19 protein-coding genes are annotated in these 23,371 nt (G+C 75.8%); 7 read left to right on the forward strand and 12 right to left on the reverse strand.

Going from position 1 to position 23,371, the window contains the following annotated elements; all coding sequences use genetic code 11:
• Positions 1 to 138 precede the first annotated feature (138 nt).
• A complete protein-coding gene (locus C9F11_RS22070; RefSeq protein WP_138960902.1) occupies positions 139 to 1,644 on the forward strand; it encodes an MFS transporter in 1,506 nt (501 codons plus the stop codon).
• A gap of 2,033 nt (positions 1,645 to 3,677) precedes the next feature.
• Here the strand turns inward: C9F11_RS22070 and C9F11_RS22075 are convergent.
• The 6 genes from C9F11_RS22075 to C9F11_RS48725 form a co-directional block, all read right to left on the reverse strand.
• Complete coding sequence (locus tag C9F11_RS22075) at positions 3,678 to 4,343, reverse strand: hypothetical protein (protein WP_138960903.1); 666 nt, start codon at positions 4,341 to 4,343, stop codon at positions 3,678 to 3,680.
• 786 nt (positions 4,344 to 5,129) lie between these two features.
• Positions 5,130 to 6,602, reverse strand: coding sequence for an ornithine decarboxylase (locus C9F11_RS22080; RefSeq protein WP_138960904.1), 1,473 nt, complete (start codon positions 6,600 to 6,602; stop codon positions 5,130 to 5,132).
• A 178-nt stretch (positions 6,603 to 6,780) separates the two neighbouring features.
• The gene (locus C9F11_RS22085) at positions 6,781 to 7,986 is read right to left on the reverse strand and encodes an ABC transporter permease (RefSeq protein WP_138960905.1); all 1,206 of its coding nucleotides are present in this window, start codon (positions 7,984 to 7,986) and stop codon (positions 6,781 to 6,783) included.
• Positions 7,983 to 8,678 (reverse strand): ABC transporter ATP-binding protein, encoded by a 696-nt coding sequence (locus C9F11_RS22090; RefSeq protein WP_138966839.1) that lies wholly within the window; start codon positions 8,676 to 8,678, stop codon positions 7,983 to 7,985. The genes C9F11_RS22085 and C9F11_RS22090 overlap by 4 nt, the downstream gene beginning before the upstream one ends.
• Positions 8,679 to 8,740: 62 nt before the next feature.
• Positions 8,741 to 9,760: a peptidoglycan-binding protein gene (locus tag C9F11_RS48720; protein ID WP_249402212.1), complete on the reverse strand. Its 1,020-nt coding sequence runs from the start codon at positions 9,758 to 9,760 to the stop codon at positions 8,741 to 8,743.
• Positions 9,761 to 9,810: 50 nt separating this feature from the next.
• Entirely contained in the window at positions 9,811 to 10,494 is a 684-nt protein-coding gene (locus C9F11_RS48725) for a hypothetical protein (protein ID WP_249401834.1), read from the reverse strand.
• A gap of 134 nt (positions 10,495 to 10,628) precedes the next feature.
• Here C9F11_RS48725 and C9F11_RS22100 point away from each other — a divergent pair, with 134 nt between their 5' ends.
• The 3 genes from C9F11_RS22100 (at position 10,629) to C9F11_RS22110 (ending at position 13,359) form a co-directional block, all read left to right on the forward strand.
• Complete coding sequence (locus tag C9F11_RS22100) at positions 10,629 to 11,318, forward strand: response regulator transcription factor (protein ID WP_138960906.1); 690 nt, start codon at positions 10,629 to 10,631, stop codon at positions 11,316 to 11,318.
• Positions 11,319 to 11,404: 86 nt separating this feature from the next.
• The gene (locus C9F11_RS22105; protein ID WP_249402213.1) at positions 11,405 to 12,844 is read left to right on the forward strand and encodes an ATP-binding protein; all 1,440 of its coding nucleotides are present in this window, start codon (positions 11,405 to 11,407) and stop codon (positions 12,842 to 12,844) included.
• The gene (locus C9F11_RS22110; protein WP_138960908.1) at positions 12,841 to 13,359 is read left to right on the forward strand and encodes a hypothetical protein; all 519 of its coding nucleotides are present in this window, start codon (positions 12,841 to 12,843) and stop codon (positions 13,357 to 13,359) included. Before C9F11_RS22105 ends, C9F11_RS22110 begins: the two co-directional genes overlap by 4 nt.
• Here the strand turns inward: C9F11_RS22110 and C9F11_RS22115 are convergent.
• The gene (locus C9F11_RS22115; protein ID WP_138960909.1) at positions 13,356 to 14,957 is read right to left on the reverse strand and encodes a PQQ-binding-like beta-propeller repeat protein; all 1,602 of its coding nucleotides are present in this window, start codon (positions 14,955 to 14,957) and stop codon (positions 13,356 to 13,358) included. The two genes, C9F11_RS22110 and C9F11_RS22115, sit on opposite strands and share 4 nt — an antisense overlap.
• Entirely contained in the window at positions 14,954 to 16,531 is a 1,578-nt protein-coding gene (locus C9F11_RS22120) for a PQQ-binding-like beta-propeller repeat protein (RefSeq protein ID WP_138960910.1), read from the reverse strand. The genes C9F11_RS22115 and C9F11_RS22120 overlap by 4 nt, the downstream gene beginning before the upstream one ends.
• A gap of 195 nt (positions 16,532 to 16,726) precedes the next feature.
• On the opposite strand from C9F11_RS22120, the gene C9F11_RS22125 reads away from it, so the two are divergent.
• Positions 16,727 to 17,323 carry a TetR/AcrR family transcriptional regulator gene (locus C9F11_RS22125; protein ID WP_138960911.1) on the forward strand — a complete coding sequence of 199 codons (597 nt, stop codon included), beginning with the start codon at positions 16,727 to 16,729 and terminating at the stop codon, positions 17,321 to 17,323.
• Here the strand turns inward: C9F11_RS22125 and C9F11_RS22130 are convergent.
• Together C9F11_RS22130 and C9F11_RS22135 are read right to left on the reverse strand one after the other, a co-directional pair.
• Positions 17,320 to 18,105, reverse strand: coding sequence for an aldolase/citrate lyase family protein (locus tag C9F11_RS22130; protein WP_138960912.1), 786 nt, complete (start codon positions 18,103 to 18,105; stop codon positions 17,320 to 17,322). The genes C9F11_RS22125 and C9F11_RS22130 overlap by 4 nt on opposite strands.
• A gap of 124 nt (positions 18,106 to 18,229) precedes the next feature.
• The gene (locus C9F11_RS22135; RefSeq protein WP_138960913.1) at positions 18,230 to 19,315 is read right to left on the reverse strand and encodes a YncE family protein; all 1,086 of its coding nucleotides are present in this window, start codon (positions 19,313 to 19,315) and stop codon (positions 18,230 to 18,232) included.
• Between the two features lie 154 nt (positions 19,316 to 19,469).
• Between C9F11_RS22135 and C9F11_RS22140 the strand changes: the two genes are divergently transcribed.
• On the forward strand, positions 19,470 to 20,390 hold the full coding sequence (locus tag C9F11_RS22140; RefSeq protein WP_138960914.1) for a LysR family transcriptional regulator: 921 nt from the start codon (positions 19,470 to 19,472) through the stop codon (positions 20,388 to 20,390).
• On the opposite strand, the gene C9F11_RS22145 is transcribed toward C9F11_RS22140, so the two are convergent.
• Both C9F11_RS22145 and C9F11_RS22150 read right to left on the reverse strand, forming a co-directional pair.
• On the reverse strand, positions 20,374 to 21,813 hold the full coding sequence (locus C9F11_RS22145; RefSeq protein ID WP_138960915.1) for a condensation domain-containing protein: 1,440 nt from the start codon (positions 21,811 to 21,813) through the stop codon (positions 20,374 to 20,376). The two genes, C9F11_RS22140 and C9F11_RS22145, sit on opposite strands and share 17 nt — an antisense overlap.
• A 146-nt stretch (positions 21,814 to 21,959) precedes the next feature.
• A complete protein-coding gene (locus C9F11_RS22150; protein ID WP_138960916.1) occupies positions 21,960 to 22,460 on the reverse strand; it encodes a MarR family winged helix-turn-helix transcriptional regulator in 501 nt (166 codons plus the stop codon).
• Between the two features lie 109 nt (positions 22,461 to 22,569).
• Between C9F11_RS22150 and C9F11_RS22155 the strand changes: the two genes are divergently transcribed.
• Positions 22,570 to 23,331 carry a 3-oxoacyl-ACP reductase family protein gene (locus tag C9F11_RS22155; RefSeq protein WP_138960917.1) on the forward strand — a complete coding sequence of 254 codons (762 nt, stop codon included), beginning with the start codon at positions 22,570 to 22,572 and terminating at the stop codon, positions 23,329 to 23,331.
• Positions 23,332 to 23,371: the final 40 nt, after the last annotated feature.

Raw genomic sequence — 23,371 nt, forward strand, 5'->3', positions numbered from 1 at the left:
CAACGAAACTATCTGCTACGGTCCAGAGTGTTGATCGGGTCGGGCCCGCGCCGCGGAACGCCGTGGGCGGCCCGCGCTTCCCGCCCCCTTCTCGCGCGCCTGGCTCCGTCGCCCGGCCGTATCGGACAGGAGAGACACATGACAGCCACCACCGCAGCGAACGGGGCCCCGGAGGCCCCGGATGTCCCGGCGGCTTCGGGCGTCGTGGCGGCTCCGGACGCACCGGCGGCCTCGGGTGCCGGGAGCGCGCCGGTCAAGGGCCGCTCCCGGCGACTGGCCCTCGGTGTCATCGCCACCGGGATGCTGATGATCATCCTCGACGGCAGCATCGTGACCGTGGCCATGCCCGCCATGCAGGAGGACCTCAACTTCACGCCCGCCGGGCTGAGTTGGGTCGTGAACGCCTATCTCATCGCCTTCGGCAGCCTGCTCCTGCTCGCGGGGCGGCTCGGCGACCTGATCGGCCGCAAGCGGATGTTCGTCACCGGCATCGGGCTCTTCACGCTCGCCTCCGTCCTCGCGGGCGCGGCCACGAGTCCCGCGACGCTCATCGCCGCGCGCTTCCTGCAAGGCGTCGGCGGGGCCATGAGCTCGGCGGTCAGCCTCGGCATCCTCGTCACCCTGTTCACCGAGCCGGGCGAACGGGCCCGGGCCATCGCCGTGTTCAGCTTCACCGGGGCCGCGGGGGCCTCGCTCGGGCAGGTGCTCGGCGGCGTCCTCACCGACGCCCTGAACTGGCACTGGATCTTCTTCATCAACCTGCCGATCGGCCTCGCCGCCCTGCTCCTCGCCCTGCCCGCGCTGCCCGCCGACCGGGGGCTCGGGCTGCGCGCCGGGGCCGACGTCACGGGGGCGCTCCTGGTGACGGCGGGCCTGATGACCGGCATCTACAGCGTGGTGAAGGTGGAGCAGTACGGCTGGGCCTCCGGGCACACGCTCGGCTTCGGCGGGCTCGCCGCCGTGCTGCTCGCCGGCTTCGTGGTCCGCCAGACCAAGGCGCGCACGCCGCTGCTGCCCCTGCGGATGTTCCGCTCCCGGGCGGTGACCGGGGCCAACGTCGTACAGCTGCTGATGGTCGCCGCCCTCTTCTCCTTCCAGGTGCTCGTCGCCCTCTACCTGCAGAACGTCCTCGGGTACGGCGCCGCCGAGACCGGCCTCGCCATGCTGCCCGCCGCCGCCGTCATCGGCGCGGTGTCCCTCGGGGTCTCCGCCCGCCTCAACGCCCGCTTCGGCGAGCGCGCCGTGCTCCTCGCGGGGCTCGTGCTGCTCCTCGGCGTCCTCGGCCTGCTGACCCGGGTGCCCGTGCACGCCACCTACTGGGTGGACCTGCTCCCCGTCATGCTCCTCGCCGCCGGCTTCGGGCTCGCGCTGCCCGCGCTGACCTCGCTCGCGATGTCCGGGGCCCGCGCGGACGACGCGGGGCTCGCGTCCGGGCTCTTCAACACCACGCAGCAGATCGGCGGCGCGCTCGGCGTCGCCGTCCTCTCGACGCTCGCCGCCTCCCGTACGGAGTCCCTCCTCGCCACCGGCCACTCCCGGGCCGAGGCGCTGACCTCGGGCTACCACCTGGCCTTCGGCATCGGCACGGCGCTGCTGGCCGCGGCCTTCCTGACCGCAGCGGCCCTCCTGCGGCCTGCGCGCTGACCGGGGCCCGCGCCCGGTCGGGGCCTGCGCGGTGACCGGGGCCCTGCGCCCCGCCCGGGGCCCTGTGCGCCCGGGGCCCTGCGCCCCTGACCGGGGCGCGCGCTGGCCGGGCCCTGTGCGGCCGGGGCCCGCGCGCTGACCTGGGCCCTGACCGGGGCTCGCACTGGCCGGGGCCCGCGCTGGCCGGGGCCTTGGGCGCTGGCTGGGGCCTGCGCGGGCGGGCCGGGGCCTGCGCCCTGAGCAGGGGCTGTGTGCTGACCGGGGCCGTGCGGTGGCGGTGGCGGGGCCGGGGCCTGCGCGGCGGGGCCGGGGGCGCCTGCCCTCAGCCCCGGCCCGCGGGTGGCCGCGCTCCGCGCAGCCGGGGTGGACCCACCCACCCGCCCTGGCCTGGACACCTCGCGGCCCCGGCCCGCGCCCGGGGTGGACCCACCCACCCGCCCTGGCTTGGGCGCCTCGCGGCCCCGGCCCGCGCCCGGGGTGGTCCCCCCGCGCACCTGCCCTGACCTGGCACCTCGCGGCGCCTGCCCGCAGCCGGGCCCAGCGACCCGCCCACGCCTGGGGAGGTGCCCCCGAGGCAGGGCGTTCGCCCTCAGCCCCGGCACCAGGTGGCCGCGCTCCGCGCGGCCGGGACGGTCCCACCCACCCGCCCTGAACTTGGACGGGGACCTCGGAACCCTCCGCCGCAGACGCCCCACGCCGGGGCCGGGCCACACAGGCTCGACGTGGCCCCACCGCGCCCGGGGCAGGACCCGTGGGGCGTCCGGCCCAACCGCCTGGTGCCGGGCCCGGCGGGCGAACCCGACGCGGTACCGCAGCCCATGCCCGGCGTGGCCCCGGCCCACCCCCGCCGGGGCGGAGCACGCTGCCGCGGGCGCTTGGCGTCGGAGCCTGGCCGCGCACGCTCGGGGCAGTCCCGCCGCCGCCCCGATCCGGGGTGGGATCCGTGGGGCGCCGCGCGCGGGTGCTTGGTGTCTGACCCTGGCCGCGTATGCACGGGGTGGTCCCGCCGCCGCCTCACCCGGGGGATCCGTGGGGCGCCACGCGCGGGTGCTAGGCGCCGGAGCCTGGCCGCGCACCCACGGGGTGGCCCCGCCGCCCGCCCCCACCCGGGGGATCCGTTCAGGGCACCACCCGCGGGTGCTAGGTGCCGGGGCCCAGCCACCCGTGCCCGGCGTGGTCCCGCCGCCCGCCCCCGCCGGGGCGGAGCACGCTGCCGCGGGCGCTTGGCGTCGGAGCCTGGTCGCCCACGGCCGGTGTGGTCCTGCCGTCCGCCCGCGCCGGGGTGGGGTCCGTAGGGCACACCACGTGCGGGTGCTAGGTGTCCGGGCCCAGCTGTCCATGCCCGGCGTGGTCCTGCCGCCCCCGCCCGGGGTGGGATGCATGGGGCGCCACGCGCGGTCGCTCGGCGTCGGGGCCCGGCTGGCGAAGCTGCCGAGTGTTGGGAGGGTGGGAGAGGTCCGCCGCGGTAGCGGTGGTGGTGCCTGCTCGGCCGTAGTCGCAGGTTGTCGAGGCCCGCCCGAGTGAGCTCGGCGTGGTCCCGCCGCCCGACCCCGCCCGGGGTGGGATGCATGGGGCACCACCCGGGGGCGCTTGGTGTCGGGGCCCGGCGGGCAAGGCTGCCGAGTTTCGGGTGGGAGGGCGGGAGAGATCCGCCGCGGTAGCGGCGGCGCCGTCTGCTCGGCCGCAGCTGCAGCCGCAGCTGCAGCCGCAGCCGCAGCCGCAGGCGCAGGCGCTGCGCCTCGTGTCGAGGCGCGCTCGCGCGAGCCCGGTGCGGCGCCGCCGCCCATGCCCGGCGTGGTCCCGCCGCCCGCCCCCGCCGGGGCGGGACGAATGGGGCGCCACGCGCGGGCGCTTGGCGTCGGGGCCTGGTCGGCAAGGCTGCCGAGTTTCGGGTGGGAGGGCGGGAGAGATCCGCCGCGGTAGCGGTGGGGGTGCTCGCTCAGCCGCGGGCGCTTCGCGTCGGGGCCCGGCCGGCAAGGCCACCCAGTGCCGGGTGGGGGGGGGGAGGGAGCCCGCCGCGGTAGGGGCCGGGCTCAGCCGCTGCCGGCCAGGCCGCCCCGGCCCTGGCGCACCGCCGCCACCCCCGCGACCAGGGCCACAGCCACCAGGTGCTCCCGGCCCGCGAGGTTCGGGTTGAGGAGGGAGCCGACGACCGTGGGGACGACGAAGGCCAGGCACAGGACGGGGGCCCGTAGCCGTACCGCCAGATAGGTGAAGAGGCCCACGACGGCCGCGGAGGCCCCCGTGTCCACGTCGTGGGCGTAGGAGGCCGGGACCCCGGCCCAGTGGCCGGGGCCGATGGCGATCATCACGCGGGCGCCGAGCGTGCCCGCGAGCGTGGCCCCGTACGCGACCAGGAGCGTGCGGCGCCAGCCGACGAGGAGCTGCGCCAGGCCGAAGGCGAGGACCAGGCGGGGGATGCCGCCCCAGGGCGGCTGGTCGCGGGTCGGTATGAACACGGACAGGGGGGTGCGGAGCAGTGACTGCCACAGGGGCTGGTCGGCGCGGACCTCGCCGAGCATGCGGACGACGCGGTCGGGGTCGGGTATCTGCTCCAGGCCGTGCAGGACGAGCATCGCGAGGGTGCCGCCGACGGCGAGCGCGACGCCCGCCGCGCCCCGGGAGCGCAGCTCCCGCCACGCGGCGACGGCGACGCCTTGCCACTCCCGCCGCAGCACACCACGGATCCGGGACAGCACACCCCGCCCCTCCCGGGCCACGCCCCGCTCCGCCCGGAGCCCGCCCCGGTGCGCAGCCCCCGGAACCTGCGCCCGGGGAGCGGCGCCCGGCCGTGGCCCGGCCTCGTCCGGCACCTGGGACACGGAGCGCGACGCTGCCCCGGCCCCGCTCTGCGCCTGGGGCACAGGGCTGGACTCTGCCTCGGCCTCACTCTGCGCCCGGGGCGCGGGGCGGGACTCTGCCTCGGCCTCACCTTGGGCCTGGGACACGGGGTGGGACGCTGCCCCGGCCCCGCTCTGCGCCTGGGGCACAGGGCAGGACTCCGCCTCGGCCTCACCTCGCGCCCGGGGCGCGGGGCAGGACTCTCCCGCAGCTCCACCCTGTGCCCGGGGCACGGGGCCCGACTCCGCCTCGGCCTCACCCTGTGCCCGGGGCGCGGGGCCCGACTCCGCCCCGGCCCCGTCCCGAGCCCGCCGCGGCAGCGGTCCCTCAGGTCCTGGCGGCAGCGAGCCCTGTGGTCCCTCGGGCCCTGGCGGCGGCGAGCCCTCAGGGTCCGGCGGCAGCGAGGCCTCCGGCCCCGGCGGCATGGGCCCCTCCGCCCCCGGCGGAAGCGCCCCCGCTATCCGGGGCTGCGGGCGTCTTCGCCCGCGGGGGCGTCTCGGGGGCCGCCGCGGCATCGGTTGTCCGTCCTCTTGATTCACCGCGTCGCGCCGCGAGGCACTTCGCTCCGGTTCGCATGTCGGACATGTGTCCGACACACGGCAAGGCTAGAGGAGAACGTCACCCTTCGTGCGGCCCGGCGCCGCTCATTCCTTGAGGACGCGGAGCGTGCGGAGGGTGTGGTCGGCGGTGTCGGGGATGTACATGCCCGCCGCGTGGCCGCTCCGCAGGTACGCGAGGACCGGTTCGGTGAGGCGTTCGCCGGGGAGGGCGGCGGGGATGCCCGGGGGGTACGGCGTGGCCATCTCGGCGGCCACGCGGCCCGCGGCCCGGTCGAGGGGCACCGACTCCACGGCGCCGAAGTACGCGTCGCGCGGCAGGCACACCTGCTCCATGCGCAGCTCGGCGGGGGAGGGCACGTCGACGCGTGGCGCGTCGGCCAGTTCGGCGCGGTGCGCGGACAGGTCGCGCAGGGCGTCGAGGAGCGGGCCGACCGTCTCGCGGGAGTCGGCGTGGGTGAGCTGCGCGCCGATCCGGCGGTGGTCGCCGATGTGCACGGTGAGCGCGTGGTGCTCGCGCAGCCAGTCGGCGGCGCGGTAGCCCGTCGTACCGAGTCCCGAGATGTCGATCACCGTGGGCAGCGGGTCGAGGTCGGCGGCGAGCCCGGGGCCCGTGAGGTCGGCGCGGCCGTTCACGTGCAGGCCCGGGATCAGCTCGATCTCCTCGTGGACCTCGGCGGCGAGCCGCAGCGCGCCGGACATCAGCTCGTGGCCGCGCAGCACCATCTGGCGGCGCCAGGCGTCGAGGCCCGCGTAGATGAGGACGGAGGGGCTGGTGGTGCCGAGCAGGTCGGCGCGCGAGGCCAGCTCGGCGGGGTCGACGCGGTTGCCCTGGAGGTGGAAGACGGAGCCCTGCTCCAGGCCGCTGCCCATCTTGTGGATGCTGGTCACGCAGATGTCGGCGCCCGCGTCCATCGCCCACGACGGCAGGTCCTCGTGGAAGGGCAGGTGCGCGCCCCACGCCTCGTCGACGACGAGGGGCAGCCCGCGCCCGTGGCACAGCTCGGCGAGCCCCCGCAGATCGGCGCAGCTGCCGTACGGCGTGGGGCTGGTGACGAGCGCGCCGCGCGCGTCGGGGTGCCGGTCGAGGGCCGCCGCGTACGAGGCCACGGACGGGGGGTGCGCCAGGGAGCGCTCCGCGTCCCACTGGGGCTCCACCCACACCGGGTCGATGCCGCACAGGATCAGCCCCGCGACCACGGACTTGTGCGCGTCCCTGCCGATCAGGAGCCGGTCGCCGGGGTGGGCCACGGTCAGCATGGCCGCCTTGACGGACAGGGAACTGCCGCAGGTGGTGAAGTACGTGTGCTCGGCGTGCACGGCGTCGGCCATGAGGCGCTCGGCCCGGCTCAGCACGTGTCCGCTCGCGCGCCGGTCGTCGAGGCCGCCGACGGCGAGCACGTCGGACCGGAACACGGCGTCCCCCAGGACCCGCCGCGCCTGTGGATCGGCACCGCGGGCCTGCTTGTGGCCGGGCGGGGTGAAGGCGAGCCGGCCCCTGTCGTGGTAGGCGTCGAGGGCTTCCAGGACCGGGGCCGCGGTGTGGTCGATGGGCTCCATACGGGATGAGTACCGCGATAGCGGCGGATGTCACGCGGCGTTCAGGGCAACCGCCGGATACGGCCGTGCCGTCCCGCCACGGTGGAGGTCGGGCGCGGCCACCCCCTCCGCCGCGGTGGAGGTCGCGCGGTGCCCAGGGCAGCCGTCGGGCGCGGCCGAGCCCCCGCCGCGGCGGATGTCACGCGGCGTTCAGGGCAACCGTCGGACGCAGCCGTGCCGCCCGCGCGGCCGGGTACAGGCCCGCGAGTACGCCGGTGACGAGGGTCGCGGCCAGGCCGCCCGCGAGGGACCAGGGCGGTACGACCGGGGTCCAGCCCTGGGCGAGGGCGAAGCCGTGGGTGGCGAGGGCGCCCAGGCCCGCGCCCGCGACGCCGCCGATGGCCGACAGGAGCAGGGACTCGGTCAGGAACTGGATCCTGACGGCGCCCCGGGTGGCGCCGATGGCGCGCCGCAGGCCGATCTCCGTACGGCGTTCGAGCACCGAGATCACCATGGTGTTGGCGACGCCGACCCCGCCGACGAGGAGCGCCACCGCGCCGAGCCCGAGCATCAGCGCGGTCAGGCCCTCGTCGGTCGCGGTCTTGGCGGCGAGCGCGTCGGAGGGGCGCGAGACCGTCACGGAGCCCTTGTCGCCGGGGTTGACCGTGCGGGCGAGGACCGCGCGGACGTCCTCGACGGCGGCGTCCGTGGAGCGCTCGAAGACCGTCGTGGGATGGCCGTCGAAGCCGAAGTACCGCTCCGCGGCCGGGAATCCGACCAGGGCGACCCGGTCGAGCGTCGGCACCAGCTCCATCGGCGCGAGGATGCCGACGACCACGACGTACCGGTCGCCCATCATGATCTTCTCGCCGGGCGCGGTGATGCCGAGCCGCTCCGCGGCGATCCGGCCGAGCACGGTCACGGGCAGCCGCTCGCGCCCCCGGTCGAGCCAGCCGCCCTTGGCCACCCGGGTGTTGAGGGCGGAGAGCAGGTCGGGGCGGGCCGCCTGCGCGGTCACCGGCGCCGACCGCTCCTCCGGTACGGCGGCGCTGCGGCGGATGCGCGCGTCGACGTTCGCCGTCGCGGTGGCCTGCCGCACCGGGCCGATCCGCTCGACCATGGCGACGGCGCTCTTCGGCAGCTTCACCTCCTGCCCGCTCGCGTCCTTGCCCGCCTCGGCGGTCAGCAGATTGGTGCCGAGCCGGTCGAGGCGCTGCATCAGATCGGCACGGCTGGACGTGGACAGGCCCACGACGGCCACCATCGTGGCGATCCCGATGGCGATGCCGAGCGAGGAGAGCACCACGCGGGCGCGCCGGGCCCGCAGGCCGACGGAGCCGACGCGCAGCACGTCGGCGGGGGAGAGCCGCGCGGGCCTGAGCCGGTCCCTGCCGGGCGCGCTCATACGACGACCTCCCCGCCCCGGAAGTCGGCCTCCCCGTCCCGGAAGACGATCTCCCCGTCGCGGAAGCGGACGCGGCGCGGCAGCGAGTCGGCGATGTCGTGGTCGTGGGTGATGACGCACACGGTCGTGCCCGCCGCGTTCAGCTCGCGCAGCAGCTCCATCACCACCTGCCCGGACGCGGAGTCGAGGGCGCCGGTCGGCTCGTCGGCCAGCAGCAGCCGGGGCGCGCCGACGAGCGCGCGGGCGATCGCGACGCGCTGCTTCTCGCCGCCGGACAGCTCGCCGGGCCGGTGGCCGAGCCGGTGGCCGAGCCGCACCCGCTCCAGGGCCTCGGCGGCGGCCGCGCGCCGCCGCCGCGCGGGGACGCCCGCGTACAGCAGGCCGTCGGCGACGTTGTCGAGGGCGCTGCGCCCGGGGGCGAGGTGGAAGTGCTGGAAGACGAACCCGATGTGCCGGGCCCGGAGCGCCGCGACCTGTGCGTCGGACAGCGCCCCGACGTCGTGCCCGGCCACCCGTACGCTGCCGGAAGTGGGCCGGTCCAGCGTGCCGATGAGGTTCAGGGCGGTGGACTTCCCCGACCCGGAGGGGCCGACGATGGCGAGCAACTCCCCGTCGTGGACGGTGAGATCGACCTCGCGCAGGGCGGTGACGCCACCGGGGTAGACCTTGGTGGCCCGCCGCAGCTCGACCACGGCGGCGCCCGGGGGCCCGGCGGTGTCCTGCCGTGCCGCGGCCGCCCGGGACGTGGGCGGGTTCACTGGGCCGCCACCCCCACCCGTACGCCCTCGCGCAGCCCGGCGCCGCGCACCTCGATCCGGCCGTCCGCCGTCATGCCGGTCCCGACGCGGATCATGCGGGGCGGGCCGGAGGCGGGCACGAGCTGGAGGCCGTAGCCGCCGCTCTCGCCGCGCAGGGCGACCAGCGCCTCGACCGGTACGGCCAGGACGCCGCGTCTGCTCTCGCTGACGAAGGTGACGCTGGCGGTGGCCCGCGCCGCCTCGCCGAGGAGCGCGGCCGCTCCGCCGTCCAGGGCGATCTCCACGGTGATGCCGTCGCCGCCCGGCCCGGAGTCCTCGGTGCGCTCGGGGCGCACGGTCCCCGTCACCTTCCCCCGCACCTTCTTGCCGCCCGCCAGCCGGATCTCCGCCCGGGTGCCGCGCGCGGCGAGCGAGCCGTCGCCCTGGTCGAGCCCGGCCCGCACCACGGGCGTCGGCGAGGCTGCGGTGAGGACGGCCGCGTCGGGGCCGACCTGGTCACCGAGGGCGGCGTCCGCCGCGACGACCTTGACAGGACCGCCCTGGAACACCACCTCGCCCTTGCCGACCCGCCCGGTCGGCACCCGGTTGAGGGACCGCTGCCACCGCTTGACGGCGGCCGCGGTCGCGGCGTCGTACCGTACGTCGACGTAGAGGCCGGCCCCGTACCCCAAGTCGCGCAGGTTGCGCTCCAGTTGGAGCACGTCCGTGCCCCGGTCGCCCTGCTTCATCCCGCGGAACACCGGCACCGGCCCGTACAGCAGGGTCACCGGCTTGTCGTCCAGCTCGTACAGGGCCTGGCCCTGCCGCACCGTCGCGCCCTCGCGCGCCGCCACGGTCACCGTGCCCTGCACCGCCGGCTTCACGGGCCTGCGCCCGGCGAAGTCCACCGTGCCGTCCACCGTCTTGCTGAGCACCAGGTCGGTGCGGACGACCTCGGCGGTCGCGGGCGGCGCCCCGCCCTCGTCCGCGGCCCCGTCCCGCTGTCCACCGCCGACCGCGAAGGCACCCGCCGTCACGACCCCGGCGGCGGCCGCGCCCGCCGCCGCCAGCCATCCCGTACGGCGTCTCACTGCATGCCGTCCAGGCCGTCGAGCAGCTTGGACGCGCAGGCCTCCCGGGCCTCCTCGTAGGCGGGGGACTTCGTGTCGAGCTTCGGTGAGGTGGGGTCGGGCTCGCCGCCGGGCTGCGCGTTGCCGTCGGCCATCGTCGGGTTGCGGAACCGCGAGACGCCCTTGTCCCGCATGCACTTGGCGTGCGCGAGCATCGACTCGAAGTCCTGCTGCTGGTCGCGCTTGGGCTCCAGGTTCATCGCCGCGCGGAGCTCGTCGCCGCAGACGCCGTCCTTGCCGCCCTTGTACTCCTCGCCGCCGCCGTTGGGGTCGACGATCTTGTCGATCTCGGGCCAGTTGAGATAGCCGCTCAGCTTGGGGTCGGGATAGTCCTTCAGCCCCGCTTTGGTGCGCATGCAGCGGACGTACGTCATCTGCGCGTCGAAGAAGGCGCTCTTGCCCGCCTTGTCCCCGCCGGACGGGTCCGCCGAGCCCTTGGCCTTGTCGCCGCCGCCCCCCTTGCCGGGGGACTCGGGCGCGGAGGCGACCTGGTCCTGCTTGCCGCCGTCGCCGTCGCCGTCGCCGTCGCCGGAGCCCGAGCCGCAGGCGGCGGAGAGCGCGAGCACGGGGGCCGCGACGAGCGCGGCGAGCCGGAGCCGGGGTGCGCCGGAGACCGGCGCCCTGCGTGAGGTGGTGGTCATGCGCCTCACCGTCCGGCGGCCACATGATGGTCGCTCCATGGCCACATGATGAGCACGTAACAATGTGCGGGCGGCGCCCGTCCGACCCCCCTGACCAGCTGGGAAAGGCCGGGCCCTCGCCCATAATCGAGCGCATGCCGCATGTGCTGCTGATCGAGGACGACGCCTCCGTACGCGACGGGATGGAGCTGGTGCTGCGCCGCCACGGCTACGAGGTGTCCGCCGCCGCCACCGGGGAGGCCGCCCTCGCGCTGCTCGACGGGCCCGGGGGCGAGGCCGTCGACATCGCCGTGCTCGACCTGATGCTCCCCGGCCTCGACGGCTTCGAGGTGTGCCGCCGCGTGCGGGCCCGCGCGTCCCGCCCGACGCTGCCCGTGATCATGCTGACCGCGCGCGGCGACGACACGGACGTCGTCCGGGGCCTGGAGGCGGGCGCCGACGACTACGTGGTCAAGCCCGTCACCGCGCCCGTCCTGGAGGCCCGCATCCGCGCGGCCCTGCGCCGCGCCACCCCGGTCGCGGCCCGGGACACCTACGCGGGCCTCGTCGTGGACCGCGCGGGCCTGACCGTCACCAAGTCCGGCACCCCCCTCGCGCTCCCGCCCACCGAACTCCGCCTCCTCCTGGAGCTCTCCGCGTCGCCCGGCCAGGTCTTCAGCCGCGAACAGCTGCTGCGCAGCGTGTGGGACCACGACTTCCTCGGCGACTCCCGCATCGTGGACGCCGCCGTCGGCCGGCTGCGCGCCAAGATCGAGGACGTGGCGTCCCGGCCGCGCTACGTCCAGACGGTCCGCGGCTTCGGCTACCGGTTCGGCCCGCTGTGAAACGGCCCGGCCGCCGCCCAGGGAGTCCCGGCCGCCGCCCCGAGCGTCCCGGCCGCCGCCCCGGAAGGCTCCGGGCCCCGCGCGGTCTGCGCACCCGGCTCGTCGTCACCTTCGTCCTCGTCGCCCTCATCGGCACCGCCACCGCCACCGCCCTCGCCTACCGCGAGGCCCGCACGGCCGTCCTCAGCCGCACCCAGGAAGCCGCGCAGCAGGACCTGCGCACCCGCGTCGACGCGCTCGCGCCCGACGTCGACGTGCCGCCCGACCAGCGCTCGCTGGGCGTGTTCGCGCGCTCGGTGTCCTCCGGGCTCCCCGGCTCGCCCCTGGTCGTGGCCCGGTACGAGAACCTCAAGGCGGCCTCCGACGGATCGCCGGACGACCCCCGCGTCACGGCCGGTCTGCGGGCCGACGTCCGCGTCTCGGGCCGGATGAGCTTCCAGCGGGTCACCCACGAGGGCGAGCCGTATCTGGCGGTCGGCACGCCCGTCACCTACGAGGGCGGGCGCGCCTCCCGCCTGGAGGTCTTCGCCGTGACGCCGCTGCGCGCCGAAGAGCGGGACGTCGCCGCCCTGTTGACCTCGGTGCGGGACGGACTGCTGCCCGTCCTCGTCCTCACCGCCGTGCTCGCGCTGCTCGCCGCCCGTACGGTGCTCCGCCCGGTGCGGGACCTGGGCCGGGCCACGCGGCGCCTCGCCGACGGCGACCTCGGCACCCGCGTCGAACCCCGGGGCCGCGACGAACTCGCCGATCTGGCCCGGGACTTCAACACCACCGCCGACGCGCTCCAGACCACGGTCGCCGAGCTGCGCGACCAGGAGGCGAAGGCCAGGGAGCAGGAGGCGAGGGCGCGCCGGTTCGTCGCCGACGTGTCGCACGAGCTGCGCACCCCGCTGGCCGCGATGACGATGGTGGCGACCGTGCTCGACGAGGACGCCGACCGGCTCCCGCCCGACGCCGCGCACGCGGCCCGCACCGTCAGCGCCGAGACGGCGAAGCTGACCCGCCTGGTCGACGACCTGATGGAGATGTCCCGCTTCGACGCCGGGGTGGCCCGGCTGCGGCTGACGGAGGCGGATCTGGCCGCCACTGTCCGCTCGTCCCTCGCCCTGCGCGCCTGGACCGGCCGGGTCACCGCCGAACTCCCGGACTCCGCGCCCGCCCTGATCGACGTACGGAGGATCGACGTGGTCGTCGCGAACCTCGTCGGGAACGCGCTGCGGCACGGCGCCCCGCCGGTGACCGTCCGCCTCACCACCGGGGCGGGCCTCGCCACGGTCACCGTCACCGACCACGGCCCCGGCCTCGCCCCGGACGCCCTCGCCCACGTCTTCGACCGCTTCTACAAGGCCGACGCGGCCCGCACCCGCTCCGAGGGCAGCGGCCTGGGCACCGCCATCGCCCTGGAGAACGCGCGGCTGCACGGCGGCACCATCGAGGCCGCGAACGGCCCCGGCGGCCGGGGCGCGGTCTTCACCCTGCGCCTGCCGCTGCGCCCGGCGGCGGGCCCCGGGGACGGGCCCCGGTGACCCCCGCACGCGCGGCCGCGCTCGCCCTTGCCCTCGCGCTCGCCGCCGCCCTCACGGCCTGCGGGGTGCGCCCCACCGGCGTGGTGACCGGCGCGGACCCGGCCACCGGCCTCACCCGGGGGCTGCGGCTGTACTTCGTGGACGGCACCGGGCTGCGGGGCGTGTCCCGCCCCGAGGCGAAGATCCGGGACCTCGCCGGTGCCGTCAAGCTGCTCGGCGCGGGCCCGAACCGCACCGAGCGGGAGAGCGGTCTGACCAACCTCGTGGAGATCGGCCGGATCGACGTGACCGGCAGGGGCGACCGGGTCACCTACCGCTCGCCCGGCTCCTTCTTCGACGCCGACAGCGACCGCCTGCCCAACGGCCAGCTCGTCTGCACCCTGGCCCGCGCCCAGTCGTACCTGTCGTCGAAGGACGAGGACCGCCGCGTCCGCCCCGACGACGTCCAGGTCACCCTCGACAACGGCGAGCGCCGCTTCGGCCCGTACCGCTGCTCGCAGTTCCTGGACGGCTAACCCTTCCGGTCCTTCTGGTCCTTCCGGTCCTTCTGGTCCTTCCGGGCGAAGACGTACATCATGAACCGCTCGGGCCCCTTCGCGCCGGACGTGAACGCCAGGTCGGTGCTCATGTACAGCCTGCCGTCGACGAAGTGCAGCTCCGACTCGACCGGTACGAGCCCGCCGGGCCGCTTGGCCGAGGTGAGCAGCTTCCGCTCGCGCAGGGTCCGGCCGTCGAGGGTCACCACCTGGACGCCCAGCTGGTCCCGGTAGGCGAGGACGTTCCCGCCGTCCATGCGGAAGGGGAACGTGGGGCCGTTGCTGTCCGTGTTGCCGCGCTGCCCGGTCGTCTTCCCGGTGGCGAGCGAGAAGACGACGATGTCGTTCGTGGACGCGATCCCGTCCTTGGCGTCGCGGCGCGCGGTCGGGGCGTACAGCCGGTCGTTGCCGACGACCAGGCCCCGGCAGTCGTTGACGACGGCGGTGTCGCCGCAGTCGTGCGCGTACTGGCGCTCCGGCAGCGAGATCCTGGAGCGCAGCCTGCCGCGCCCGTCGAGGGCGAAGACGTCGCTGGCGCCGTGCGCGGTGATCTCGCCCGAGTCGAGGCCGACGACCACGGGGTCGGTGGAGACGACGTTGAGGTTCCGCACGCCGCCCGGCAGCTTGTACCGCCAGCGCGGCTTGCCGGACCGGGGGTCGAGGTCCTGCACCTCGTACTTCTCCGCGCCGTAGTCGCCGCAGGTGCGGATCGCGACGAGCCGCGCGCCGCCGCCGTACCCCACGTCCCGGCAGGTGTCGCCCGCGCGGGGCTTCCAGCGCGGCTCGCCGGTGCGCAGGTCGAAGGCGGCCCCGCCGTAGAGCCCGCCGACGGCGACCGTCCGGCCGCTGATCGCGACCTGGTTGAACGGTGTCTTCTCCGTCTGGTAGCCGATCCGGACGGTCTTCGTCCAGAGCTTCTCGCCGGTCGCGACCCTGAAGGCCAGGACCTGGGTGCAGGGCGCGCGGAACCCCTTGGCGTCGTGCGTGGTGGGGGCGACGACGACCACGGCGATGCCGCCCGCGCCGATCTCCGGCGAACCGCCGCAGGACTGGCCGGGCTTGGGCAGGGTCCAGCGGGTCTCGCCGGTGGCGGCGTCGAGCCCCGTTATCTTCGCGACGGACGACTTCACGTACACCTCGTCCGTGAGCCAGGACCCCTTCACGGGCCAGGTGCTCTCCTTCTTCGGCAGCTTCGGCACGGGCGCCCCGCCGTGGAAGGTCGCCTTCGGGTCGGCGGGCACGACCTCCGCGGGCTTCGCGTACGCGGGCCCCGGCTTCTTGCCGCCGCCCTTGCTCCCGCCGCCGTCGGGGCCGTCCCCGCGCGCGGCGACGTACCAGGCCCCGCCCCCGGCGACGAGGGCGAGCGCCGCCACCGAAGCGATCACGACGACCCTGCGGCGGCGGGCCCTCGGCGGGGGCGGCCCCACCGGCGCGGGCGGCCCGAAGCCCCCGGGCGGCGGCTCCACCGGCGGCCCGAACCCTGCCGGAGGCAGGGGGACCGGCGGGCCGAACCCGGCCTGCGGCGGCGGCCCGAACTGCCCCTGGGGCCCGGGTGGTCCGGGCGGGGGTTGCGTCATGGTGTCTCCAAGTCTCCGCCGAACGACAGCAGTCGCCCCTGTTCCTTGTTCCCGCCGAGGCTCTTGGGGGCGAGCCGCGACGGCGCCACGAAGACGCGCCCGCCGCTGTACAGCGTCTCCCCGGCGAACATCTCGGCCTCCCACTTCTGCGCGGGCGTCGAGTGCCGCAGCAGCACCCGCGGCGCCCCGCCCGAGGCCGGGAAGCGCACGGTGCGGCCGGGCTTCCCGGCCTGCGCGCGCACGTACACGACGACCCCGGAGCCCTTGCCGCCCCCGGCCTGCCGCACGGGCGTGAGCTGCCGCCCGCCGGGCACGGCGGCGGCCCACCGCCGCTTGCCCGTGGCGAGGTCGAAGGCGACGACCTTGTTGGGCCCGAGGCCGCCCTTGGGCGCGGTGGGGAGGTGGAGCACGTCGCCGACGACGGCGCCCCCGGGGCAGTTCTGCACGCCTTCGCCCGCGTCCCCCGCGCCGTCGCACATCTCGAACGCGTACGGCCCCCGGTGGAGCGGGATCCAGGCGCGCTCGCGGCCCTTCCCGTCCACGGAGACGATCCCCCACTCGTCGGGGTCGTCCCTGCTCCGGACGGCGAGGACGAGGGGGTCGACGGAGTACACCTTGTCGACGGTCCAGCCGTCCCTGCTGCGGTACTGCCAGCGGACGTCACCGGTCCTGGGGTCGACGTTCCGCACCCGCCCGTGGGCCTTCGGCGCCCCGGCCGCGCAGTTCTCGACGTACAGGAGCCGCGCGCCGCCCGCGACGTCGCGCAGGTAGCAGGTGCCCACGCGGTCCCGCTGCGAGGAGAAGAGCCGCTTGCCGTCACTGACGCGGTACGTGTGGGCGAGGTCGCCCTGGGCCACGGTGACGGTGGCGCCGGTGACGGCCAGACGGACGGAGCTGGTGCTGTCCGAGAGGTCGTGCTCCTTGAGCTCGCGGTGCCAGCCCCGCTCACCGGTGCGCAGGTCGATCTGCTGGAGCTGGTTGCACTTGCCGGTGCCGCTGGTGCTGCCGTCGCCGTACGCCACGACGACGTGGCCGCCGGGCGCGGTGTCGACGGGGGTGTCGCACACCTTGTCGGGCAGCCGCAGGGTCCACGCCTTCTCGCCGTCCCGCGCGCGGTACGCGGTGACCGTGTCGTAGAGGGCCTGGACGACGAGCGCGTCGGACCGGCCGCCCACGGTCCACAGGTCGCCGAGCATGGCGCCCTTGCCGGGCAGCCGGACGCCGTTCAGGTCGAGCCAGCCCCTGGACTCGCCGGGTTTCGCCCCGGCGTTGACGTCGATCCGCCGCACCGGCGGGCCGGAACCGCCGGGCGCGTCCGTCCGCTCCCCCGAGCCGGACGGCTCGCCCGACGGTCCCCGGTCCCGGGCGAGGGGGGCGCGGAAACCGCCCGACCCCTTGCCGCCGTCCTCCTTCAGGAGCGCGTACGCCCCCGCGCCCGCCCCCACGGCCGCGAGCACGGCGCCCGCGGCGATCCAGGCCGTCGCGCTCCCGCGCCGCCGCGGGGCGGGGACGGGGTCGACGTACGGATTGCCGGGAACGGGCTCGTGCGGGCGCTGGGGCGGAGGACCTGCCATGACAAGAGTGTGGCCCAGCAAGCGAGTTGGTGGAGATAGTTTCTAGAAAATTCCTCTAGAAGACCTGGGTGCCGAAGCGTTCCGGCCGACCTCCGAGCGGCCGGTTCTGCTCTACGCTGGAACGCATGGCGGCGGACGAGGTGACAGCAGCCGGACGCATCCGTTCCGGAGCCACGCGGAAGGCCGGGCGGCGGCGTGTCCCCTAAGCAGCAGCGGGGCGAGGCCACCGTCGACCTGCTGCTGGACACCGCGCTGCGGGTGTACGCGCACGCGGGCGCGCAGGGCTTCACGGTCAACGCGGTCACGGCGGGCAGCGGCGTGAGCTTCGGCAGCCTGTACCACCACTTCGGCAGCTTCGACGGCCTGGCCGCCGCGCTCTACCTGCGCTGCGTGGACCAGCTCTGCGACCCGGTGGCGGCCGCCGTCACCCGCTGCCGCACGGCCCGCACCGGCATCCGCGCCCTGGTGCGGACGTATCTGGACTTCACCCGCGACCACCGGGACGTGGCCCTCTTCCTGCACGGCTCCGCGTACTCCAGCTATCTGGCGGCCCACGCGCAGGAGGTGATGGCGGCGAAGGAGGCCAAGTTCGCGCCCATCGCCGCCTGGCTGCGCCCGCGCATCGTCGCGGGCGAGGTGGCGGCCCTGCCTCCCGCCCTGATCGAGGTCCTGGTCATGGGCCCCGTCGCGGAGACGGCCCACCGCTGGCTCTCCAGCACGTACGAGGTGGACCTGGACGAGGCGGCCCGGGTCCTGCCCGACCGCATCTGGCGGTCACTGCGGCCCGACTAGGGCCGGGCGGCCGCCCGGGAGCGGGCCAGCAGCTCCGCGGCGCCCTGCACGAGCAGGCCCACGTCACTGCCGACGGCGACGAAGGAACAGCCCTCCCGCCGTGCTGCGGCGGCGAGTTCGGGCGTCGGCGCGAAGGTGCCGCACGGCTTCCCCGCCCCGCGGCACGCGGCGACGACCCCGGTGAAGGCGGCCCACACGTCCGGGTGGTCCGGCGCGCCGAGGCGCCCGAGCGCTGCCGACAGGTCGTAGAGCCCCACGAACAGCGCGTCCACGCCGTCCACCGCCGCGATGTCCGCCGCGGCGGCCACCGCACCCGGCGTCTCGATCTGCGGGATCAGACACATGGCGGCGTCGGCGGCGCCCAGATAGCCGGGCGTGCGGTTCCAGCGCGAGGCGCGGGTCACCGCGCTGGCGACGCCCCGGGTGCCGTGCGGCGGGTAGCGGGTGGCGCGGACCAACTCCCGCGCCTGCGCGGCCGATTCGACCATCGGTATCAGGAACGTCCGCACGCCGATGTCGATCAGCGGCCGCAGCCCGTCCGCGCGCCCGCTCGGGGGCCGTACGACGGTGTCGGTCCGGTCACCGATCGCGCGGAGCTGGTCCAGCGTGCTGCGCACGTCGTTGGGCCCGTGCTCGCCGTCGACGAGCAGCCAGTCGAACCCGGCGTCCGCGCAGACCTCGGCCACGGACGCCTCCCCGAGGCTCAGCCAGAGCCCGGTGCGACAACCGCCCCCGGCCAGGCGCTCCTTGAACGCGTTGAGAGGGGCGGGGGAGGTGGTCATGGCGTCCTCCGGAGGGGCGGCGGCGGTCTCCGGGCAGTCTGGCCCCCGGCCGCCCGGGGCGGGCCCCGGACGGCCGAAGTCGGCGTGAACCTGATCGCCGGTCCGGGCGCAGGGGCCCGGCGTCTCAGGCCGGGCGCGGCACGTAGGCCAGGCCGTGGGCGCCGGCCTCGCCGCGCCGGGCGACGTCGATGCGGGCCAGGCGCCGCAGCGTCTCCAGGTCCACGACGTCGACGGTGGAGGAGACGACGCCGGAGACGTAGCCGAGCCTGCCGTCGGGCGACGAGGTGATCGTCAGCGGGAAGTGCCCCACCTCGGTCTCGCCGAGGGCCTCGTGGGTGTCCGCGGAGTACACCCGGAGGCGTCCGGGCGCGTGGCCCCCCAGGCTGCTCCCCGTCGCGGGGGTCATCCGCAGCTCGCCCGCGAGCAGCTTGCCCGTGGACGTCAGGTGCACGGGGAAGACGACGTTCTCCGTGGGCAGGAAGCCCGTGACGGACGCCGTCCGGGCGTCGACGACGCGGATGCCGGGGGCGGGCGGGGCCCCCGCCGTCCCGTCGGCGGCCCGCGGCGGCGCGAAGGACCCGTACGGGGAGGCGACGAAGGCGTGCGTGCCGTCGGCGGAGACGGCCAGGCCCTCGCTGCCCGGCACCTCGACCTTCGCGGTGAGCACACCCCGTTCGAGGTCGACGACCGACACGAACGGCGCCTCCTTGTTGGTGGCGTACCCGGTGGTGCCCGCCGGGTCGATGGCGAACCAGTGCGGGCCCGGCGCGTCCGTGTCGATCCGGCCCAGCGGCTTGCGGCTCTCGACGTCGATCACCACGACCCCGCCGGGCCGGTCGGCGGACCCCTCCACGCTGACGTAGAGACGCCCGCGTGCGACGTCCAACGCGAGCCCGTGCGGCCCGTGTTCGGGCGCGATGTCGACGACCTCGACGACGCGGCGCGCGTCCGGGTCGATGACGGTCAGCTCCGTACGCCGCCCGGTGTTGTCGTGGTAGTAGCCGGAGGCGTACGTCGTCGCGCACCACAGCAGTCGCCGGGCCGGGTCGAAGCACACCTCGTGCGGCTCGGCGCGGACCTCCACCGAGCCGACGCGGCGGTCGGTGACGGCGTCGAAGAACGAGACGGTCGCACCGCTCTGGCTGACCACGGCGAGCACGTCGCCTTCGCGGCCTGCGCGGGCCGTCTTGTCCTGGTCGGACTGGTGCATGAGGTCTCCTGAGAAAGGCGGAGGGGGCGCGGTCCGGGCTGTCGCGGGCGCCCCGGGGAATGCCTCCACCCTCGCCACCGCGGGAGGCCGGAGCAATGCAAGGATCGGCACCCAATAGTTGCCGCCTACGCAAAAATGCAGCTCAGGAGGGCCCATGGATCTCAACCTGCTGCGCGCCCTGGACGCCCTGCTCCAGGAGAACAGCGTGACGCGCGCCGCCGAGCGGCTCGGCACGTCCCCGGCGGCGGCCAGCCGCACCCTCGCCCGGCTCCGCCGCGCCGTCGGCGACCCCCTCCTGGTGCGCGCGGGCCAGGGCATGGTCCCCACGCCGCGGGCGCTCGAACTCCGCGAGGAGGTCGCCGCGTTACTGCGCGGCTGCGACGACGTGCTGCGCCCCGGCGCGGGCTTCGCGGCCGAGCACCTGCGGCGCACCTTCACCGTGCAGACCATCGACCTGCTCCAGGCGGGCCTCGCCGGGACCCTCACCGAGCGCGTCCACGCCCAGGCGCCGCACGTCGACGTGGTCTTCCTGCCGGAGTCGGCGGAGGGCGGCCCGGCCCTCCGCCAGGGCCTGGTGGACGTCGAACTGGGCGTCCTGGCCCATCTGGACCCGGAGACCCGCACCCGGCAGCTCTCCCGGCTGACCCTGGTCGGCGTCGCCCGCGCCGGGCACCCGCTGTTCGACGGGCCCCTCGACGCCCGCCGCTTCGCCGAGGCGGGCCACATCGGCATCTCCCGGCTCGGCAAGCGGCTGGGCCCCATCGACACCGAGCTGGCGAAGCTGGGCCTGCGCCGCCGGGTCGCGGTCGTCGTCCCCAGCCACACCGGCGCGCTGCTCCTGGCCCGGGACACCGACCTCGTCGCCCTGACCCTGCCCGGCTGGCTCCCCGGCGCGACCGAGGCCCTGGGCCTGCGGACCTTCCCCGTGCCGCTGCCCCTGCCGCCGATCGACCTGGGCATGGCCTGGCACCCGCGCAACGACGCCGACCCGGGCCACCGCTGGTTCCGCGGCCACCTGGAGGCGGCGGTCCGCGCCCCGCGCGAGGCGAAGCCGGGGCCTAGGACACCGAGTTGAACCGCGACACGCCCTCGGCCCGGACGGTCCTGCCGGCGCCCGGCACCGCCCGCGCCACCTCCACCACCCGCTCCCGCAGCCGCTCCACCACGAGCCGCATGTTCTTGTACGCGGCGTCGGTGTCCGGGTAGCGGCAGGCGAACTGGAGCCCCTCGTGGAGCCGCGTGATCCACGCGCACACCTGGTCGCCGTACGACACCCGGATCAGGCCGTACGCCTTCAGCTCCTGCCACCGCTCCGCACCCGGGGTCGCGCGCGTGTCGACGTAGGAGACGATCGAGTACAGGTCGGGGGAGGTGGGCCGGAAGTCGGCGCCGAGGAGCTGGAGCACCCGCGCGATCGGCATCCGGGACAGCGGCCTGGCCTCGCGCAGGGCGGCGCGGACCATCCGCAGCGCGTCGTCGAAGTCCACCGCCTCGGCCACGGGCACCTCGATCGGCGCCCCGCCCACGTACCAGCCCACCGACTCGGCCCACTGGGAGCGCACCCGGGTGTGGAAGGGCACCACCGTGCGGTACACCCGCAGGCCGCTGATCTCCCGGGTGATGAGGGCGACGGCGGCGAGGACGCCGACGAGGCTGCCGCCGTAGGGACGGCAGTACGCCTCGAAGGCGGCGGCCTCCGCGTCGCCCACGAGCATCTCGTGCAGCAGCCGCTGTTCGGGCAGCGGGCCCTCGGGGTCGAGGCCGAGGTCGACGGGGAAGTTCGGCAGCTTCCCGTCGCACCGGCCGATGAACTCCCGCCAGCGCGCCACGACGGCGTGGGTGTGGTCGATCCGGTCGGCGTCCGTGCGCTCGCTCGCGCAGAAGTCGACGTAGCTGGCGACCGGCTCGGAGGCCACGGGGGTGCCCCCGAGCCCGGCGGCGTACAGCTCGTGGATCTCGGCGGTGATGCGGTGGACCGAGTACGCGTCGACGTTGCTGTGGTCGAACGCCATGCACACGGTCGCCCCGTCGTCCCGGACGATCGCGGTGAAGATGAAGTTCGGCCAGGTCAGCGCGTCGGCCGCGGTGTCGAAGCGATCCTGGAGATAGCGGGTCAGGGTCGCGGCGTCGGTGAAGGCGCCGCCGTCCGCGCGGTGCAGGGCCACGTCCTCGGCGGCCAGCGTGAAGCGCCGCATCTCGTCGCCCGCCCAGCGGAATCCGCTGCGCAGCGTCTCGTGCCGCAGCGTCCAGGCCCGCAGCGCCTCCTGGAGCACGTCGAGGTCGATCCGCCCCGGCAGGTCGAAGACGGTGCCGAGCCAGGTCGGCACGAAGAGGCCGTCGCCGCGCACCGTACGCGAGGTGCGGATGTGGGACTCCTGTACGTACGCGGGCGGCCGGACGTCGTCGGGCAGGTCGCGCGCGGCCCCCACCGCCGCCGGGTGCAGCGTCCACTCCACGAGCCGTCCGGGACGGAGCTCGCACCGCTGAAGGTCGGTCATGCGCACGGGGCTCTCACCTCACCTGCCCTCGGGAGGCCGACGCCGGGCAGCACTGTCGATCCATGCCTCCATGCCGCTCGGGCACCGCTCACACCGCACTGAGGGGATCAACGAGCGTAGGGGCAAAAGGGCCCGGGGCGCGGGTTTCAAGCCCCGGTCGGCTCAAAACCGATCCGGCAGGGCCCGTCCGTCGGCACCCGTACCTTGGTCACCACCGCGTCGCACAGGTCACCGAAGACGGCGAGCTCCTCGGGCGTCATCGCGTCGACGAACCACGCGCGCACGTGCGCGACATGGCGCGGCGCCGCCGCCTCTATCGCCGCCCGGCCGGTGTCGGTCAGGACGACGTCGGCGTACCTGCTGTCGTCGGCGCACGCCTCGCGGCGCAGCAGGCCGCGCCGCTCCATGCGGCTGAGGTGGTGCGAGAGGCGGCTCTTCTCCCAGCCGGTCTCCCGGGCCAGGGCGGTGGCCCTGGCGCGGCCGTCCGGCGCTTCGGAGAGGGCGACCAGGATCTGGTAGTCGGGGGAGGACAGGCCCCCTTCGTCCTGGAGGTGGGCGTTCAGGCGCGTGAGCAGTGCCGTGTGCATGGAAAGGAAGCTCCGCCACGCGCGCTGTTGTTCGTCGCTCAGCCACCCGGAATCGCTCATGGCGCGATACTACGCGTTCAGGTTGACGTATCAACCTACCGGGCTTAGCTTCGGGTTGACGCATCAACCTGACGCGTCGTCCGACGGGCGATCCACGAAGGGCAGCCGCATGACGAGCACGCCGAAGCAGGACGGACCCCTCAGCGGCAAGGCCGCCCTGGTGACCGGCGGGAGCCGGGGCATCGGCGCGGCCATCGCCCGCCGGCTCGCCCGCGAGGGCGCGTCCGTGGCGCTCACCTACCACTCCTCGCCCGGCAGCGCGGACGCCGTCGTCGCGGACATCGAGGCCGAGGGCGGCACGGCGGTGGCCATCGCGGCGGACTCGGCCGACGCGGAGGCGGTCCGCGCCGCCGTCACCGGCACGGTGTCCGCCTTCGGCCGCCTGGACGTCCTGGTCAACAACGCGGGCGTCGGCTCCATGGGCCCGCTCGGCGAGCTCACCGTCGACGACTTCGACCGGGACGTCGCGGTGAACGTGCGCGCGGTGTGGGTGGCCTCGCAGGAGGCCCTGCGCCACCTGGGCGACGGCGGCCGGATCATCACGATCGGCAGCGTCTTCGCCGACCGGATGCCGTTCCCGAACGGTACGACGTACGCCCTCACCAAGGCGGCCGTCGCCGGCTTCACCCGCGCCCTCGCCCGGGAGCTGGGCCCCAGGGCGATCACGGTCAACAACGTCCAGCCCGGCCCGGTGGCCACCGACACCAACCCGCCCGAGGGCCCGGTCGCCGACGTCATGACCGGCCTGACCCCGGCGGGCCGCTACGCGACCCCGGAGGAACTGACGGGCCTGATCGTCTACTTGGCGGGCCCGGAGTCCGCGTACGTGACGGGCGCGACGCTCAACATCGACGGCGGCTTCCTGACCTGAGCGCGGCGGTCACCACGCACCGGCGGGGCGGCGGTCACAG

This window comes from Streptomyces sp. YIM 121038 (assembly GCF_006088715.1).
Classification (GTDB): Bacteria; Actinomycetota; Actinomycetes; order Streptomycetales; family Streptomycetaceae; genus Streptomyces.